13 protein-coding genes are annotated in these 14,590 nt (G+C 72.6%); 7 read left to right on the top strand and 6 right to left on the bottom strand.

Annotated elements, in window-relative coordinates; translation table 11 throughout:
• Positions 1 to 49 precede the first annotated feature (49 nt).
• The 3 genes from WFK95_RS08810 to WFK95_RS08800 are packed head-to-tail and all read left to right on the top strand — an operon-like array spanning position 50 to position 5,654.
• Positions 50 to 664: a TetR/AcrR family transcriptional regulator gene (locus WFK95_RS08810; RefSeq protein WP_224645721.1), complete on the top strand. Its 615-nt coding sequence runs from the start codon at positions 50 to 52 to the stop codon at positions 662 to 664.
• Positions 665 to 690: 26 nt separating this feature from the next.
• Positions 691 to 2,481 carry an AMP-binding protein gene (locus WFK95_RS08805; protein WP_336670469.1) on the top strand — a complete coding sequence of 597 codons (1,791 nt, stop codon included), beginning with the start codon at positions 691 to 693 and terminating at the stop codon, positions 2,479 to 2,481.
• A complete protein-coding gene (locus WFK95_RS08800; RefSeq protein WP_336670468.1) occupies positions 2,478 to 5,654 on the top strand; it encodes an acetyl-CoA carboxylase family protein in 3,177 nt (1,058 codons plus the stop codon). Before WFK95_RS08805 ends, WFK95_RS08800 begins: the two co-directional genes overlap by 4 nt.
• Positions 5,655 to 5,718: 64 nt before the next feature.
• On the opposite strand, the gene WFK95_RS08795 is transcribed toward WFK95_RS08800, so the two are convergent.
• The 3 genes from WFK95_RS08795 to WFK95_RS08785 all read right to left on the bottom strand — a co-directional run bounded on the left by WFK95_RS08795 (position 5,719) and on the right by WFK95_RS08785 (position 7,963).
• A complete protein-coding gene (locus WFK95_RS08795) occupies positions 5,719 to 6,147 on the bottom strand; it encodes a DUF6069 family protein (protein WP_224645718.1) in 429 nt (142 codons plus the stop codon).
• Between the two features lie 68 nt (positions 6,148 to 6,215).
• Entirely contained in the window at positions 6,216 to 6,854 is a 639-nt protein-coding gene (locus tag WFK95_RS08790; RefSeq protein ID WP_224645717.1) for a response regulator, read from the bottom strand.
• Positions 6,851 to 7,963: a sensor histidine kinase gene (locus WFK95_RS08785; RefSeq protein ID WP_224645716.1), complete on the bottom strand. Its 1,113-nt coding sequence runs from the start codon at positions 7,961 to 7,963 to the stop codon at positions 6,851 to 6,853. The genes WFK95_RS08790 and WFK95_RS08785 overlap by 4 nt, the downstream gene beginning before the upstream one ends.
• A gap of 108 nt (positions 7,964 to 8,071) precedes the next feature.
• Between WFK95_RS08785 and WFK95_RS08780 the strand changes: the two genes are divergently transcribed.
• Both WFK95_RS08780 and WFK95_RS08775 read left to right on the top strand, forming a co-directional pair.
• Entirely contained in the window at positions 8,072 to 8,629 is a 558-nt protein-coding gene (locus WFK95_RS08780) for a hypothetical protein (RefSeq protein ID WP_224645715.1), read from the top strand.
• A gap of 101 nt (positions 8,630 to 8,730) precedes the next feature.
• On the top strand, positions 8,731 to 9,816 hold the full coding sequence (locus WFK95_RS08775; RefSeq protein ID WP_336670467.1) for an epoxide hydrolase family protein: 1,086 nt from the start codon (positions 8,731 to 8,733) through the stop codon (positions 9,814 to 9,816).
• Between the two features lie 49 nt (positions 9,817 to 9,865).
• On the opposite strand, the gene WFK95_RS08770 is transcribed toward WFK95_RS08775, so the two are convergent.
• A complete protein-coding gene (locus WFK95_RS08770; protein WP_336670466.1) occupies positions 9,866 to 11,332 on the bottom strand; it encodes an RNA polymerase sigma factor in 1,467 nt (488 codons plus the stop codon).
• A 218-nt stretch (positions 11,333 to 11,550) separates the two neighbouring features.
• Positions 11,551 to 12,294, bottom strand: coding sequence for a polyphosphate--glucose phosphotransferase (gene ppgK, locus WFK95_RS08765; RefSeq protein ID WP_224645712.1), 744 nt, complete (start codon positions 12,292 to 12,294; stop codon positions 11,551 to 11,553).
• 97 nt (positions 12,295 to 12,391) lie between these two features.
• Here ppgK and WFK95_RS08760 point away from each other — a divergent pair, with 97 nt between their 5' ends.
• The gene (locus WFK95_RS08760) at positions 12,392 to 13,255 is read left to right on the top strand and encodes an inositol monophosphatase family protein (protein WP_443081536.1); all 864 of its coding nucleotides are present in this window, start codon (positions 12,392 to 12,394) and stop codon (positions 13,253 to 13,255) included.
• Positions 13,256 to 13,302: 47 nt separating this feature from the next.
• Here the strand turns inward: WFK95_RS08760 and cei are convergent, their stop codons facing one another.
• Positions 13,303 to 14,034 carry an envelope integrity protein Cei gene (gene cei, locus WFK95_RS08755; protein WP_224645710.1) on the bottom strand — a complete coding sequence of 244 codons (732 nt, stop codon included), beginning with the start codon at positions 14,032 to 14,034 and terminating at the stop codon, positions 13,303 to 13,305.
• Positions 14,035 to 14,279: 245 nt separating this feature from the next.
• Between cei and WFK95_RS08750 the strand changes: the two genes are divergently transcribed.
• Positions 14,280 to 14,579, top strand: coding sequence for a DUF4193 domain-containing protein (locus WFK95_RS08750; protein ID WP_068525100.1), 300 nt, complete (start codon positions 14,280 to 14,282; stop codon positions 14,577 to 14,579).
• The last annotated feature ends 11 nt before the right edge of the window (positions 14,580 to 14,590 follow it).

Here is a 14,590-nt window from a genome sequence, read left to right as displayed (position 1 = left end):
GGCACCGGCGTCCTTGAAGGTCCGAGCGGAGCCGAGCAGACTCGTGAGCGTGACGATCAGCGAATCACAGGAGCGGGCCCGCGCGAACCGCAAGGACGCCGGTGGCGCCCGCCGGGAGGAACTCCTCCGGGCGGCGGCCGACTGCTTCGACGACCTCGGCTATGCGGCCACCACGGTGGAGCTCATCGCCGCCCGCGCGCAGACCTCCCGGCCCACCTTCTACGCGTACTTCCGGTCGAAGGACGAGATCCTCCTCGCCCTCGTGGACCGGATCGGCGCGGAGCTGGAGGCGACGCAGATGCTCGACGGCATCGAGACCGAGGTGCCGCGCGAGGTCATCGCGGCCACGATGCGGGCCTACGCCGACGCGGTCTTCGCGAACGGCGGGCTCGTCGCCCTGTTCGACGCGATGGCCCCGGTCCGGGAGGATGTCGCCGCGATCTGGGACCGCACCACCCGGCGCACGCACCGGCGCTACACCGCCTACCTCGAATCCCTCGATCCCTCCACCGTCGACCTGTGCCTGCCGCCCGCGACGCTGGTCACCATCCTCAACGACACCATCCACCACGGCGCGAAGCGCGTGGCGCGCGACAGCCCCGCCGCGCGCGAGCGCTTCATCGCGGATCAGATCCGCGTGGCCGAACGACTGATCGGCTTCTGACGGAGCCGACGCACCGAAGGAGCCCCATGACCGACCGGAACACCGCCGTCGCCGCCGCACTCGACGCCACCGCCGACGAGATCCGCGCACTGCGCCTGCGGAACTGGCCGGCGCAGGTGCCGCGCACCGTCGAGTACCCCGCGGAAACGCCCGCAATGGTGGAGCACCTCCGGTACTGGGCGCGGCACCGGCCCGACACCGTCGCGATGGCCTTCTACGGCCGCGAGGTCACCTACGCCGAGTACGACGAGCTCTCGGACCGGTTCGCGGGCCTGCTCCTCGACGCGGGGGTCCGCGCGGGCGACGCGGTCGGCGTCTACCTGGGCAACTGCCCGCAGTTCGCGATCGCCATGCTCGGCATCCTCAAGCTGGGCGCCGTCCACGTTCCGGTCAACCCGCTGCTCAAGGGGCGCGAGCTGCAGCACGAGCTGGACGACGCCGGTGTCGGCGTGCTGCTGGCGCAGACCGACCTGCTGGACCTGGTGGAGACGGTGCGCGCGCAGACTCCGGTGCGCACCGTCTTCGCCACGGCCCTGGGCGATCTCCTCGCGGACACCGCGCCGCTCCCGGACGCCCCGGCGCCCTTCGACATCGCGCCGGACCCGCGCAGCGACTGGCACCGTGTGGTCGTCGCAGCGCCCGCGCCGGTCCGGGACTCCGACCCGGATGCGCTCGCCGCGCTCAACTACACCGGCGGCACCACCGGTCTGCCCAAGGGCTGCGAGCACACCCAGCGGCACATGGCCTACACGGCGGCCACCGCCACCGTGGCGGGCGGCACCGCGGTGGGGGAGAGCGCCCCCGTCGGGCTGAACTTCCTGCCCGTGTTCTGGATCGCCGGTGAGGATTTCGGCATCCTCAAGCCGCTGCTCAACGGCCAGACGATCGTGCTCATGACCCGGTGGGACCCGGCCGTCGCCGCCGCGCTCATCGCCCGGTACGGCGTGACGGACACCGTTGCGACGGTGGACAACTACGTCGAGCTCATGGACCTGCCCGGGTTCGACGGTGCCGCCTTCCGCACCGTCGTCAACCCGCTGGCCGTCTCCTTCGTGCTCAAGCTGACCCCGGAGCTGCGGGCCCGCTGGCGCGCCCTGACCGGCGGAGTCCTACGCGAGGCCTCCTACGGCATGACCGAGACGCACACCGCTGACACGTTCACGCTCGGCTTCCAGGACGGCGACCGGGACCTCACCGCCGACCCCGTCTTCTGCGGGCTTCCCGTGCCCGGCACCGACATCCTCGTCGTCGACCCCGACGGTGCGCCCGTCCCGCTCGGCGAGACCGGCGAGATCGTGGTACGCAGCGAGTCGATCCTCACCGCCTACCACCGCCGGCCCGACGCGACCGCCGAGGCGATCCGCGACGGCTGGCTGCACACCGGCGACGTGGGGAGGATCGACGACTGGGGCGCGGTGCACTACCTCGCGCGGACGAAGGAGATGATCAAGGTCAACGGCATGTCGGTCTTCCCGTCGGAAGTGGAGGCGCTGCTCAAGGATCACCCGTCGATCGGCTCGGTCTCGGTCGTCCCGCGGCCCGATGCGCGCAAGGGGCAGGTGCCGCTCGCCTTCGTCGTCTCGGCGGGGCCCGTGGACGTCGCCGAGCTCACCGCGTGGGCGCGGGAGAACATGGCGGGCTACAAGGTGCCCGATTTCGTGGTCGTCGACGCGCTGCCGATGACGGCGACGGGCAAGGTGCGCAAGGGCGTGCTGTTCGAGAGGGCGGCGCAGATCGCAGGCGCGGCATCAGAAGGAAGTCCTGCGGTGGCCGCGGAGAACGTGGCGGCCGCGATCCACCAGGGGGAGTCGAAGTGAAGCTGCTCATCGCCAACCGCGGGGAGATCGCGCTGCGGATCATCCGCACCGCACGGGAACTCGGCATCCCGACCGTGGCGGTCTACGCCGCGGACGACGCCGACACCCCGCACGTCGCCGCCGCCGACGACGCCGTCGCACTCGCGGGCTCCGGCCCCGCTGCCTACCTGGACCGCGACGCGATCGTCACGGCCGCCGCGAGCACCGGCGCCGACGCGGTGCACCCCGGCTACGGCTTCCTCGCGGAGAACGCCGATTTCGCTGCGGCCTGCGCCGTCGCCGGCCTGACCTTCGTGGGCCCCGACCCCGACGTACTCCGCACCTTCGGCGACAAGGCCGCGGCGCGCTCGGCCGCCGTCGCCGCGGGGGTCCCGGTGCCCGCCGCCACCGACGGCGGGGCCGACCTCGAGGCGGTGCGCGCCTTCGCCGCCGGCCGCGCGGCCGGCGTCATGATCAAGGCCGTCGCGGGCGGCGGAGGCCGCGGCATGCGCGCCGTACTGCCCGGCCCCCGGTACGACGAGGACCTCGAATCCGCCTACCGCGCCTGCGTCTCCGAGGCCGAGCTCGGCTTCGGCGGCGGCCGTGTCTTCGCCGAGGAACTGCAGACCGGCGCCCGGCACATCGAGGTCCAGGTCATCGGCGACGGAACCACCGCCGTCGCGCTCGGCGACCGCGACTGCAGCGTGCAGCGCCGCAACCAGAAGCTCGTCGAGGTCGCGCCCGCGCCGGCGCTGGACGCCGGCCTGCGCTCCGCGCTGCACGGCCACGCCGCCCGGCTCTGCGCCGCCGCCGGCTACCGCGGCCTCGCGACCGTCGAGTTCCTGGTCCGCGACGGCCGGGCGGTCTTCCTCGAGGTGAACCCCCGGATCCAGGTGGAGCACACCGTGACCGAGGAGGTGACCGGAGTCGACCTGGTGGCCGCACAGCTCGCCCTCGCCGAGGGCGCACCGCTCGGCGATCTCGGCCTGCCGCCCGCGATCGGATGCCGCGACGGCGCCGTCAGCGGAACGCCCGCCGGCGCCCACGGCACCGCCGTGCAGGCGCGCGTGAACCTGGAGGTGCCGCAGCGCGACGGCACCGTGCTCCCCTCGGCGGGCGTCCTCGCCGGCTACACGCCGCCGACCGGTCCCGGCGTGCGCGTCGACGGCTACGGTCGGCCGGGCCTGGCCACCTCCGCCCGGTACGACTCCCTGCTCGCCAAGGTGATCGTGCGGGCCGCCACGCCGGCGCGCGCCTACGCCAAGGCCGACGCGGCGCTGGGGGAGTTCGTGATCGACGGCCCCGGTACCAACGTCGCCCTGCTGCGCGCCGTCCTCGCCGATCCCGAATTCCGTTCGGGCCCCGTCGACACCGGCTACCTCGCGCGCCGGATCGGTGACCTCGTGCCCGAGACCGCCGCCCCCGCATCGACGCCCGCAGTCGAGCTCGACGGGGACGTACTCACCGCGACGCTGACCGGCACCGTCGTCGCCGTCGCCGAGGCCGGATCGGCCGCCGAACCCGGTACCGCCCTGGTCGTGCTCGAGGCCATGAAGATGGAGCACGAGCAGACGCTGCCCGTGTCGGTGACCGTCGGCGACGTGCTGGTGCGGCCGGGGGAGACGGTGACCGCGGGTACCCCGCTCCTGACGTACGCCCCCGCCGACGGCGCGGCGGCCGCCGACGACGCGGCCGACGCGCTCGATCTCGACCGGCCCCGCGCGGACCTCGACGAGGTGCGCGAGCGGCACCGCGTCACGCTCGACGAGGGCCGCCCGGAGGCTGTGGCCAAGCGGCGGCGGATCGGCCGGCGCACCGCGCGCGAGAACATCGAGGACCTCGTCGACGCGGACAGCTTCACCGAGTACGGCGCGCTGCTCCTGCCGGCGCAGCGGGCCCGCCGCTCCGAGGAGGAGCTCATCGCGACCGGCGCCGCGGATGGGCTCATCGGCGGCCTCGCGACGATCGGCGGTGCCGAGGCGATGGTGATCTCGTACGACTACACCGTGCTCGCGGGCACGCAGGGCTGGCGCAACCACGCCAAGACCGACCGGCTCATCGACGTCGCGGACCGCCGGAACGTGCCCATCGTGCTGTTCGCGGAGGGCGGCGGCGGCCGCCCCGGCGACACCGATCTCGACATCGTGGCGGGCCTCGACGTCCCCACGTTCCGGTCGCTCGGCGCGCTGCGCGGGCGGGTGCCGCTGATCGCCGTCGTCTCCGGCCGCTGCTTCGCCGGGAACGCGGCGCTCGCGGGCATCTGCGACGTCGTGATCGCCACGCCGGACGCCAACCTCGGCATGGGCGGGCCGGCGATGATCTCGGGTGGTGGGCTCGGCGAGTTCCCGCCCGAGGCCATCGGCCCCATCGACGTGCAGCGCCGCAACGGCGTCGTGCACGTCGTCGCCGACGACGAGGCCGACGCGGTCGATCGCGCGCGCCGATACCTGGGCTACTTCGCCGGGCCCGTCGACGCCTGGACCGCGCCCGATCCGCGCGCCGCGCGCCACGTGGTCCCGGAGAACCGGCTGCGCGCCTACGACGTCCGCGCCGCGATCGCCGCCATCGTCGACGAGGACTCGACGCTCGAGCTGCGCCGCGACTACGGCGTCGGCATCATCACCGCGCTGGTCCGGGTGGAGGGGAAGCCGTACGCGCTCATCGCGAACAGCACCCGCCATCTGGGCGGCGCGATCGACGGCGAGGCGGCGGACAAGCTCGCGGACTTCCTGGAACTGGCCCAGGCGCACGGGCTCCCGGTGATCTCGCTGTGCGACACCCCCGGGTTCATGGTCGGGCCCGAGGCCGAGGAGCACGCCACCGTCCGGCGGTTCTCCCGGCTGTTCGTGCTCGGTGCGCGGCTCACGGTGCCGCTCGGCGTGATCGTGCTGCGCAAGGGCTACGGCCTCGGCGCGATGGCCATGACCGGCGGCAGCTTCCACGCCCCGCAGTTCACCGTCGCCTGGCCCACGGGCGAGATCGGCGGGATGGGCCTCGAGGGCGCGGTGCGGCTGGGCTTCAGTAAGGAACTCGCCGCCGCGCCCGACGAGGCCGCCCGCGCCGAGCTCTTCGACCAGCTGCTGGCACTCGCGTACCAACGCGGCCGGGCGCTGCACGCCGCCACCACCTTCGAGCTGGACGACGTGATCGACCCCGCCGCCACCCGGAACTGGATCCGTACCCTCACCCGGTGAGGGAGTGAGGGTACGGATCCTCCGCGGTCGCCGGCCGCGCCGGCGACCGCGGGTCCCGCGGTGATCAGCGCACGCGGCGGAACAGCGCCTCCAGGGCGATGACCAGCACCGCGGCGATCACCACGTGCATCAGCGAGAGCATCACCGTGGACGGTCCGTCGAAGTCCGCGGCCAGGGTGCCCGCGATGGTGCCGAGCGATGCCGCGGCGCCGACCACGGCGGCGACCCGCAGGATCGGGGCCCACAGCTTCGAGAGCAGCACGGCCACGGTCATGCCGACGGCCAGCGGTACCACCGTCATGAGGACGACGCCGCCGGGGGCGACCGAGGCGCGGACCCCGGCCTCGTCGGTCATGGTGAAGTCGCCGCCCGCGACGAGGCCGATCAGCCACAGGGCGAGGTTCGTGAGTAGGGACAGGCCGACGGCGCCCAGCACGGCGGTCGTGCGGGTCGGGCGGAAGGTCGACGGGGCTGCGGTGTCGATGGCGGTCATGATGTCTCCTCGGGTCGTTTTCCGGAACGAGTCCATCAAATAACCCGAAGCATTGTTGAGGTCAAGCCCTAATTCAAACCGGATTGTGCGGCGACGACTGCTGCCTGCACCCGTGACTGCACGCCGAGCTTCATCAGCACCCGCGAGACGTGCGTCTTCACGGTGGCTTCGCCGATGTCGAGACGCCGCGCGATCTGCTGGTTCGACAGGCCCTCGCCGAGCCCGGCGAGGACGTCGCGCTCGCGGTCGGTGAGCGCGCTGAGGTCGACGGCCGCGGGCTCGGCGCCGGGACGGGGGATCGCCGCGATCACCGCCCGGGTGACCTTGGGGTCGAGTACGGCGTCGCCGGCCGCGACGGCCAGGACCGCGCGGATCAGCTCGTCGCCGCCCGCCGACTTGAGCAGGAAGCCGCTCGCCCCGGCGCTCAGCGCGCCGAGGACGTACTCGTCGAGGTCGAAGGTCGTCAGCACCAGCACGGCGCTGTCGGTCTCGGCCACGACGGAGGCCGTCGCCGCGAGCCCGTCGACCCGCGGCATGCGGACGTCCATCACGACCACGTCCGGCTTGAGGGCCCGCGCCTGCCGCAGGGCGGCGGCACCGTCGGCCGCCTCGCCGATCACCCGCACCTCCCCGGTCGATTCCAGGAGCAGGCGCAGGCCCGCCCGGATCGCCGCGTGATCGTCCGCCAGGACGACGGTGGCCGTCACCGCGCCACCTCCATCGGGATCGTCGCCCGGACCACCCACGCCCCGTCGTCGGGTCCCGCGGTCGCCGACCCGCCGATGGACTCCGCGCGGAAGGCGATGTTGCGCAGGCCGTCTCCGGAGCCGGTCGGGCCGGGTAGCAGGGCGTTCGCGGCGGTCATGGTCAGGTGCTCCTCGGTGACGTCGACGTCGACCTCCAGCGCGGCGCCGGGGGCGTGTTTGGTGGCGTTCGTGATGACCTCACCGAGGATTCGCGTGAGGGTGGCCTCGACGGCGGTGGGCAGCGGACCGTCGGGCAGCCGGAGCCGGACGGACACGCCCGCGGCCCCCGCCGTCTCGATGAGCGGCTCGAGGGATTCGAGGGTGGTGCGGACGGCGGCGTCGTCGGGCGAGGTGAGCAGGTTGATCGTGGCCCGCATCTCCTCGAGCGCGGCGAGGCTGCCGGACCGGATCGACTGCAGCACCGCCGGATTCTCGGGCGTGCGCTGCGCGGCGTCGGCGAGGATCGCGACCGCGGAGAGGTGTCCGGCGACGGTGTCGTGCAGCTCCCGTGCGAGGCGCCGCCGCTCGTCCGCGAGCGCCGTGGCGCGCCGGGACTCACCCTCCTCGCGCTCGAGCTCCGCGAGCCGGCGGTAGGCGAGCACCGCCCGGCCGTAGCCGATCGGCGACCAGATCACGGCGATGAGGATCAGCACGGCGTACATGCCGGCCTTCACCCCGACGAAGGCGGTCGCGCCGACGCCGAGCACGACCGTGAGCACCAGCACCGTCACCGAGACGACGTCCCGCAGCCGTTCGGACCCCGTCGCCACCGCGAGGTAGATCACGTCCGACAGGGCGATCCACAGCACCACGGACGGCCCGAAGGTGAAGTCCCAGGCGACCAGGGCCAGCATGAGGCCGAAGGCCGCGGCCGGGCGGCGCCGGGCGAGCAGCTGGATCGCCAGTGCGCCGCCCAGCAGCCCGAGCTTGACCTGCCACGGGTAGAAGTCCTCGGTCCGCGAGTTGACGGACCACCCGCCGGCGCCCCAGAGCACCGCGCCCACCAGGCAGATGCCGAAGGCCGGCACGGCGGCGTACTCCGACGACCACCCGCTCAGCACCGACCTCATGCGCCCATTGCAGCACATCGCCGCGGCCGGCGGGTCCACCGAAAGGGGGAGGGCCCACGGGCCACCGGGGGGACGACGACGGCGCGCGGGCGCGGCACAGTGGGCGGCATGGGAGAGCTGAACAATCCGGTGCTGTGGACGATCGCCGCGTGCGAGATCGGCTTCTGGGTCCTCGTGGTCGGTGGCCTCGCGATGCGGTACATCCTGCGCTGGCGCCGCCCGGGGATGATCGCGCTGGCGCTCGTGCCGCTGCTCGACGTGGTGCTGATCGCGGCCGTCGCGATCGACCTGTACCGCGGCGGCGAGGTGGGCTTCGCGCACCGGCTCGCGGGCATCTACCTCGGATGCACCGTGATGTTCGGGCACCGCATGATCGCCTGGGCGGACGAACGCTTCGCCCACCGCTTCGCCGGCGGGCCCGCGCCGCGGAAGGTGCCCAAGCTCGGGCCCGAGCGGACCCGCAAGGAGTGGTCGGACTTCTACCGGTGGCTCGGGGCCGTCGCCATCGCCGGCGCCGTCTCGCTGGGGCTGGGCTACACCGTCGCCGACGACACCCAGCGCGAGGCGCTGATGGGCGTCTTCGGGACCCTCGGCGTGATCACCGTCATCTGGTTGGTCACCGGACCGCTGTGGGTGACGGGCCGCGGCGAGACCGCCGAGCGGTGATCACGCGGGCGGATCGCGGGCAGGCGCCTTTCAGGATGCGAAGCGGACGTAAGCGGCGAATACTCCCAGGTGATTCGGATCACCCTCTGATCGGAGATGCCATGACCGTGTCCGCCTTCACCATCGACGTCCCCGACGCGGAGATCGCCCAGCTGCAGGAACGGCTGCGCGCGACCCGCTTCCCGGACGTCGCCCCCAACACCGACTTCGCCCGCGGTACGTCCGGCGAGTACCTGCGCGATCTCGTCGCGTACTGGGCCGACGGGTTCGACTGGCGCGGCGCCGAAGCGGGGCTCAACGCCGTACCGCAGTTCCGGGCCGAGGTGGACGGTCGCCCGCTCCACTTCCTGCATCGCGTCGCCGCCGACTCCCGCGGCGCGATCCTGCTGTTGCACGGATGGCCGGATACGCCCTTCCGGTACCGGCGCGTGCTCGACGACCTCACCGCCCGCGGCTTCGACTGCGTCGTGCCCTCGCTGCCGGGCTTCGCGTTCACCGGCGGGCACGCGCTCTCGAGCACCGCGACCGCGGACCTGTTCCAGCGTCTCATGACCGAGGTACTCGGCTACGAGAAGTTCGTGGTGGCGGGCGGCGACGTCGGCACCGTCGTCGGCTCGCAGCTCGCGCGGCGGCACCCGGACCGGGTCGCCGGCCTGCACCTGACGAACGCGGAGTACCCGACCGGCGCGGAGACGGATCTGGACGAGGAGGAGCGCGCCTACGCCGAGTTCATCCAGTACTGGTGGGCCACCCAGGGCGGCTACGCGGCCGTCCAGTCCACGAAGCCGCAGATCGTCGGCCCCGCGCTCAACGACAGTCCCGCCGGGCTCGCCGCCTGGATGATCGGGCTGATCGACACCGGGTCCCAGGATCATGATGTCGACGGTGCCTTCGGCGGGCGCGACGAGCTCCTCACCAATCTCAGCATCTATTGGTTCACGCAGACCGCCGCCACCGCCGCGGACAGCTACGCCGCGGACGGGTGGGGCGGCGAGGCCACCAGGATCACCGTGCCGACCGCGATGGCTATCTACCCGCGCGAGGCCCAGTCGCCCCGCAGCTGGTGCGAGCGCGCGGCGAACGTGATCCGCTACACGACGATGCCGCGCGGCGGGCACTTCGCGGCCCTCGAGGTGCCGCAGGACTACGCCGGCGACCTCCTCGCGTTCGTCGAGGAACTCGGCTAGAACGCCGAACGGCCCGGCGGAGACCGCCGGGCCGTTCGGTGGGAGACGTCTAGTCGAGGTAGTCGCGCAGGACCTGCGAGCGCGACGGGTGCCGCAGCTTGCTCATCGTCTTCGACTCGATCTGGCGGATGCGCTCCCGCGTCACGCCGTAGACCTGACCGATCTCGTCTAAAGTGCGCGGCTGACCGTCGGTGAGGCCGAACCGCAGGCGGACCACGCCGGCCTCGCGCTCGGACAGGGTGTCCAGCACGGACTGGAGCTGGTCCTGCAGCAGCGTGAAGGACACCGCGTCGACCGCGACGACGGCCTCCGAGTCCTCGATGAAGTCACCGAGCTGGCTGTCGCCCTCGTCGCCGATGGTCTGGTCCAGCGAGATCGGCTCGCGCGCGTACTGCTGGATCTCCAGCACCTTCTCCGGCGTGATGTCCATCTCCTTCGCCAGCTCCTCCGGGGTGGGCTCGCGGCCCAGGTCCTGGAGCAGCTCGCGCTGGATGCGGCCGAGCTTGTTGATGACCTCCACCATGTGCACCGGGATGCGGATGGTGCGGGCCTGATCGGCCATCGCGCGGGTGATCGCCTGACGGATCCACCAGGTGGCGTACGTGGAGAACTTGTAGCCCTTGGTGTAGTCGAACTTCTCGACCGCGCGGATCAGGCCGAGGTTGCCCTCCTGGATCAGGTCCAGGAACGCCATGCCGCGGCCGGTGTAGCGCTTGGCCAGCGAGACCACGAGGCGCAGGTTGGCCTCGAGGAGGTGGTTCTTGGCGCGGTTGCCGTCGCGGGCGATCCAGTTCATGTCGCGCCGGATGCCGATCGCGGGCTTCTCGCCGCGCTCGAGCCAGCGGTTGATCTGCTGCTCGGCGAACAGGCCGGCCTCGATCCGCTTGGCGAGCTCGACCTCCTCCTCGGCGTTGAGCAGCGCGACCTTGCCGATCTGCTTGAGGTAGGCGCGCACGGAGTCGGCCGAGGCGGTGAGCTCGGCGTCCTTGCGGGCCTGTCGCAGCGCCTCCGACTCCTCCTCGTCCCAGACGAAGTCGCCCGATGCCTTGTCCTGCTCGGACGGCTCCTCGTCCTCCGCGTCCGCCGGGGCGGGCTTGGTGACGGCGCTCTTCGCCTTCGCATCCGCGGTGTCGTCCGCGGTGTCGTCGGCGTCGAGCGCGACCTCCTCGTCCGCGAGCTCCGTGGGATCGGGATCGCCGTCGAGCTCCGGATCGACCTCGTCCTCGGCGCCGCCCTCGGAGCCGGCCGCCGAGGCGTCCTTCTTGCCCGCGGCCTTCTTCGCCGTGCGCTTCGCCGGACCCGCGGCCGCCTTCTTGGCCGGGGCCTTCTTGGCGGGGGCCTTCTTCGCCACCGCCTTCTTGGCCGGGGCCTTCTTGGCCGGGGCCTTCTTCGCGGGAGCCTTCTTCGCGGGAGCCTTCTTGGCGGTGGTCTTCTTGGCGGGGGTCTCCGCCGAGGTGGCCGAACCGTCCACGCCGTCTGCCGACGGTGCGCTGGAGCTGGTCTGCGTCGCTGCCACGTACGCCCTTTCCTACTGTGCCTGCATGCGCCGGAACCGCTTCCCGGGCGCGACAACAACACCTGTTCCGAGCCGTGCGCGGCGTCGGTGGTGGCTGAGGCGACCGGAGGCGAGGGAGACCGGCGTCTGTTCCGGCGTTTCGACGCCGGCACCCCATTGTAACGATCCGGTCGCTCCGCCCGCATTCACCTGCGGTCAAAGCGCCCGAACCGGACGGATCAGCCGCGCTGCGACGCCATCGCCGCGCCCACGATCCCGGCGGTGTTCAGCAGCTTCGCGGGGATCACCGGAGTCTTCACCTCGAGCAGCGGGACCCACTTGTCGGCCTTGCGGCTGATGCCTCCGCCGACGATGATCAGGTCCGGCCAGAGCAGCTTCTCGTACTCGCGGAAGACGCGGCTGACCTGGCCCGCCCACTTCTCGTAGCTCCATCCGCGGCGGTCCTTGATCGAGCTGGCCGCCCGGTGCTCGGCCTCCTTGCCCTCGACCTCGATGTGGCCGAACTCGGTGTTGGGCACCAGGGTCCCGCGATAGATCAGCGCCGAGCCGATGCCGGTGCCCAGGGTCAGGAGCAGGATCACCCCGTCGAAGTCGCGGCCGGCGCCGTACCGGTCCTCCGCCAGCCCCGCCGCGTCCGCGTCGTTGAGCACAGTGACCGGACGATCGAGGGTGGACGTGAAGAGCTCGCTCGCGTCGGCGCCGATCCAGCCGGGATCGATGTTCGCCGCGCTGCGGACCGTGCCGTTCGTCACGACCGCGGGGACGGTGATCCCGACGGGGCCGGCCCAGTCGAAGTGCTCGATGACCTCGCGGACCGCGCCGGCGCACGCGCCCGGCGTGGACGGCTGCGGCGTGGGCACCTTGAAGCGCTCGCCGACCAAGTCGCCCGTGTCCATATCGACGATGCCGCCCTTGATGCCGCTGCCGCCGATGTCGACGCCGAACCCCAGATTCTCCGCCATTGCCTACTCCGCATTCCTTGAGGTGCCGGACCGCAGTCCTCCGCCCGGGTGCCCCCGGCGCTGACAAAGTACCGCGGATTGTGGTTCTGTGGTGGGCGTGCAACTTAACCGGTGGGAGTTGTCCGAGATCGCCGTCGCCGTCGTCACGGAGGCCGCGCAACGCGTCGTGGCCCGCCGGGCGGAGGTCTTCGGCGCCAATGCATTCGATGGCGCCGACGGGACGCGTCCGGAGGGTGTGACCACCAAGTCGACGCCCACCGACCCGGTCACCGTCGTCGATACCGAGACCGAGCGCTTCGTGCGGGAGCGGCTCGCGGAGCTGCGGCCCGACGACGCCGTCCTCGGCGAGGAGTTCGGTGGTGAGCAGGGGGAGCCCGGTGCGGTCCGCTGGATCGTCGACCCCATCGACGGCACCGTCAACTTCCTCTACGGGGTGCCCGCCTACGCCGTCTCCCTCGGCGCCCAGGTCGACGGCGTGTCCGTGGCGGGCGCGGTCGCCGACGTGGTGCACGGCACCGTCTACGCCGCCGCCCTGGGCGAGGGTGCGCGCGAGATCGCCCCCGACGGCACGGTCCGCGGGCTCCGGGCGAACCCGATCACCGACCCCGCGCTGGCCCTGGTCGCGACCGGCTTCGGGTACTCCCGCGAGCGCCGCGAGAAGCAGGGCCGGGTTCTCGCGCAGCTGTTGCCCGCGGTCCGCGATGTGCGACGCATCGGCTCCGCCGCCCTCGACCTGTGCATGGTGGCCGCCGGCCGCGCCGACGCGCATTTCGAGCACGGCCTCAGCCCGTGGGACTGGGCCGCAGGCGCCCTCGTCGCGCAGGAGGCCGGTGCGGTTGTGATCGTGCCCGCCGCGGACTCCACGAGCGATGACGGCGCCCTGACCCTCGCGGCCGCGCCGGGCATCGCCGACGGGCTGATCGCACTCCTGCGCGAGGCCGGAGGGCTCGAGGCCCTCTAAGGCGGCGGCACCCGGCCGCGGGGCGGATCAGTGGTGAGCGGAGCGGCTCAGCGGTTGCAGGACTGGCTGTGCACGGCCGAGACGAGGGCGGGGTTCGCCCCGCCGTCGGCCGCACCCGCGGGAGCCGCCCGCAGGATCCGCAGGATCTCCTGCGCATCGGTGCTGGGCTCGAGATCGGTGAAGAACGTGCCCAGGACCAGGTCGACCGAGTTGTCGCGCCGCCCGTCGTCCACCAGCTCCGCGCACGGGGCGATGATCCAGGCCGCTGCGGCCGCTGCCCGGCCCGAGTCGCCGAACCGCAGCTGCGCCTGGCAGGCCATCTCGGGGTAGACCGGGTCGTTGCCGTAGGCGCCGGTGGTGGGTGCGCCGAACCCGTAGTCGGCGAGTTTGTTCAGGGTGGTCTCCGCGCGGCCCGCCTGGCCCGAGGCGTTGAGCACGCGCACCGTCGACGCGGCGAGCGGTGCGGGCCGGACCGAGACCAGGTCATCGGGGGAGACGACGTCGAACTTCCCCGACGCGGGCGCGGGCGCCGGCGCGGTGGCCCCCGCGCGCGCCGCGGCGCCCGTCGTCGGCGCCGCCGAGGCCGACGGGGCCGGCGGCGGCGGGCAGGACACGGGCGCTGCGGTCTCCTCCTGGGAGGACATGGCGCGGGCCCAGGTCGCGATGGCCACGACGGCGAGGACGGCGATCACGATGAGGATCGGGAGCGTGTTGCGCCGCCGGAACGGTTCACCGTTCCGGTCGAATCGCCGGCCCGTGCCGGTGAGCTGGGAAACCACGGCCCCGACTGTACGGGAGGGCGTCGCCCGGGCAGGGGAGGCGGCGCGGGAGTCGCGCGGGAATCATCCGGGCCCATCGTGCGTTGGAGGGGCAACGAGCGGTGGAATCCGGACCGTCACGGAAAGTCCGTGACATCCGATTTCGAGTGCGCTACACTCTGGCCGCTCGCGCGGGAAACAACGCGCCCGGCGGTCTCGGAAACCCTGAGGCCCAGGGGTACGAGCAAGGATGGGGATGACACGGCATGGCAACTGATTACGATGCTCCACGGCGGTCCGAGGCGGATGAGATCTCGGAGGATTCGCTCGAGGAGTTGAAGGCCCGTCGCAACGAGGGCCAGTCCGGCACGGTGGACGTGGACGAAGGCGAGACCGCCGAGTCCTTCGAGCTCCCCGGTGCCGACCTGTCGGGCGAGGAGCTGAGCGTCCGGGTGGTGCCGAAGCAGGCTGACGAGTTCACCTGTACCAGCTGCTTCCTGGTGTACCACCGCAGCCGGCTCGCCGATCCGGACGGCACCGAGCTGATCTGCATCGACTGCGCCTGACGGCTACTTTC

It is taken from the genome of Tsukamurella sp. USMM236 (assembly GCF_037148755.1).
Lineage (GTDB): Bacteria > Actinomycetota > Actinomycetes > Mycobacteriales > Mycobacteriaceae > Tsukamurella.
This window is presented reverse-complemented; position numbering and strand designations above follow the sequence as displayed.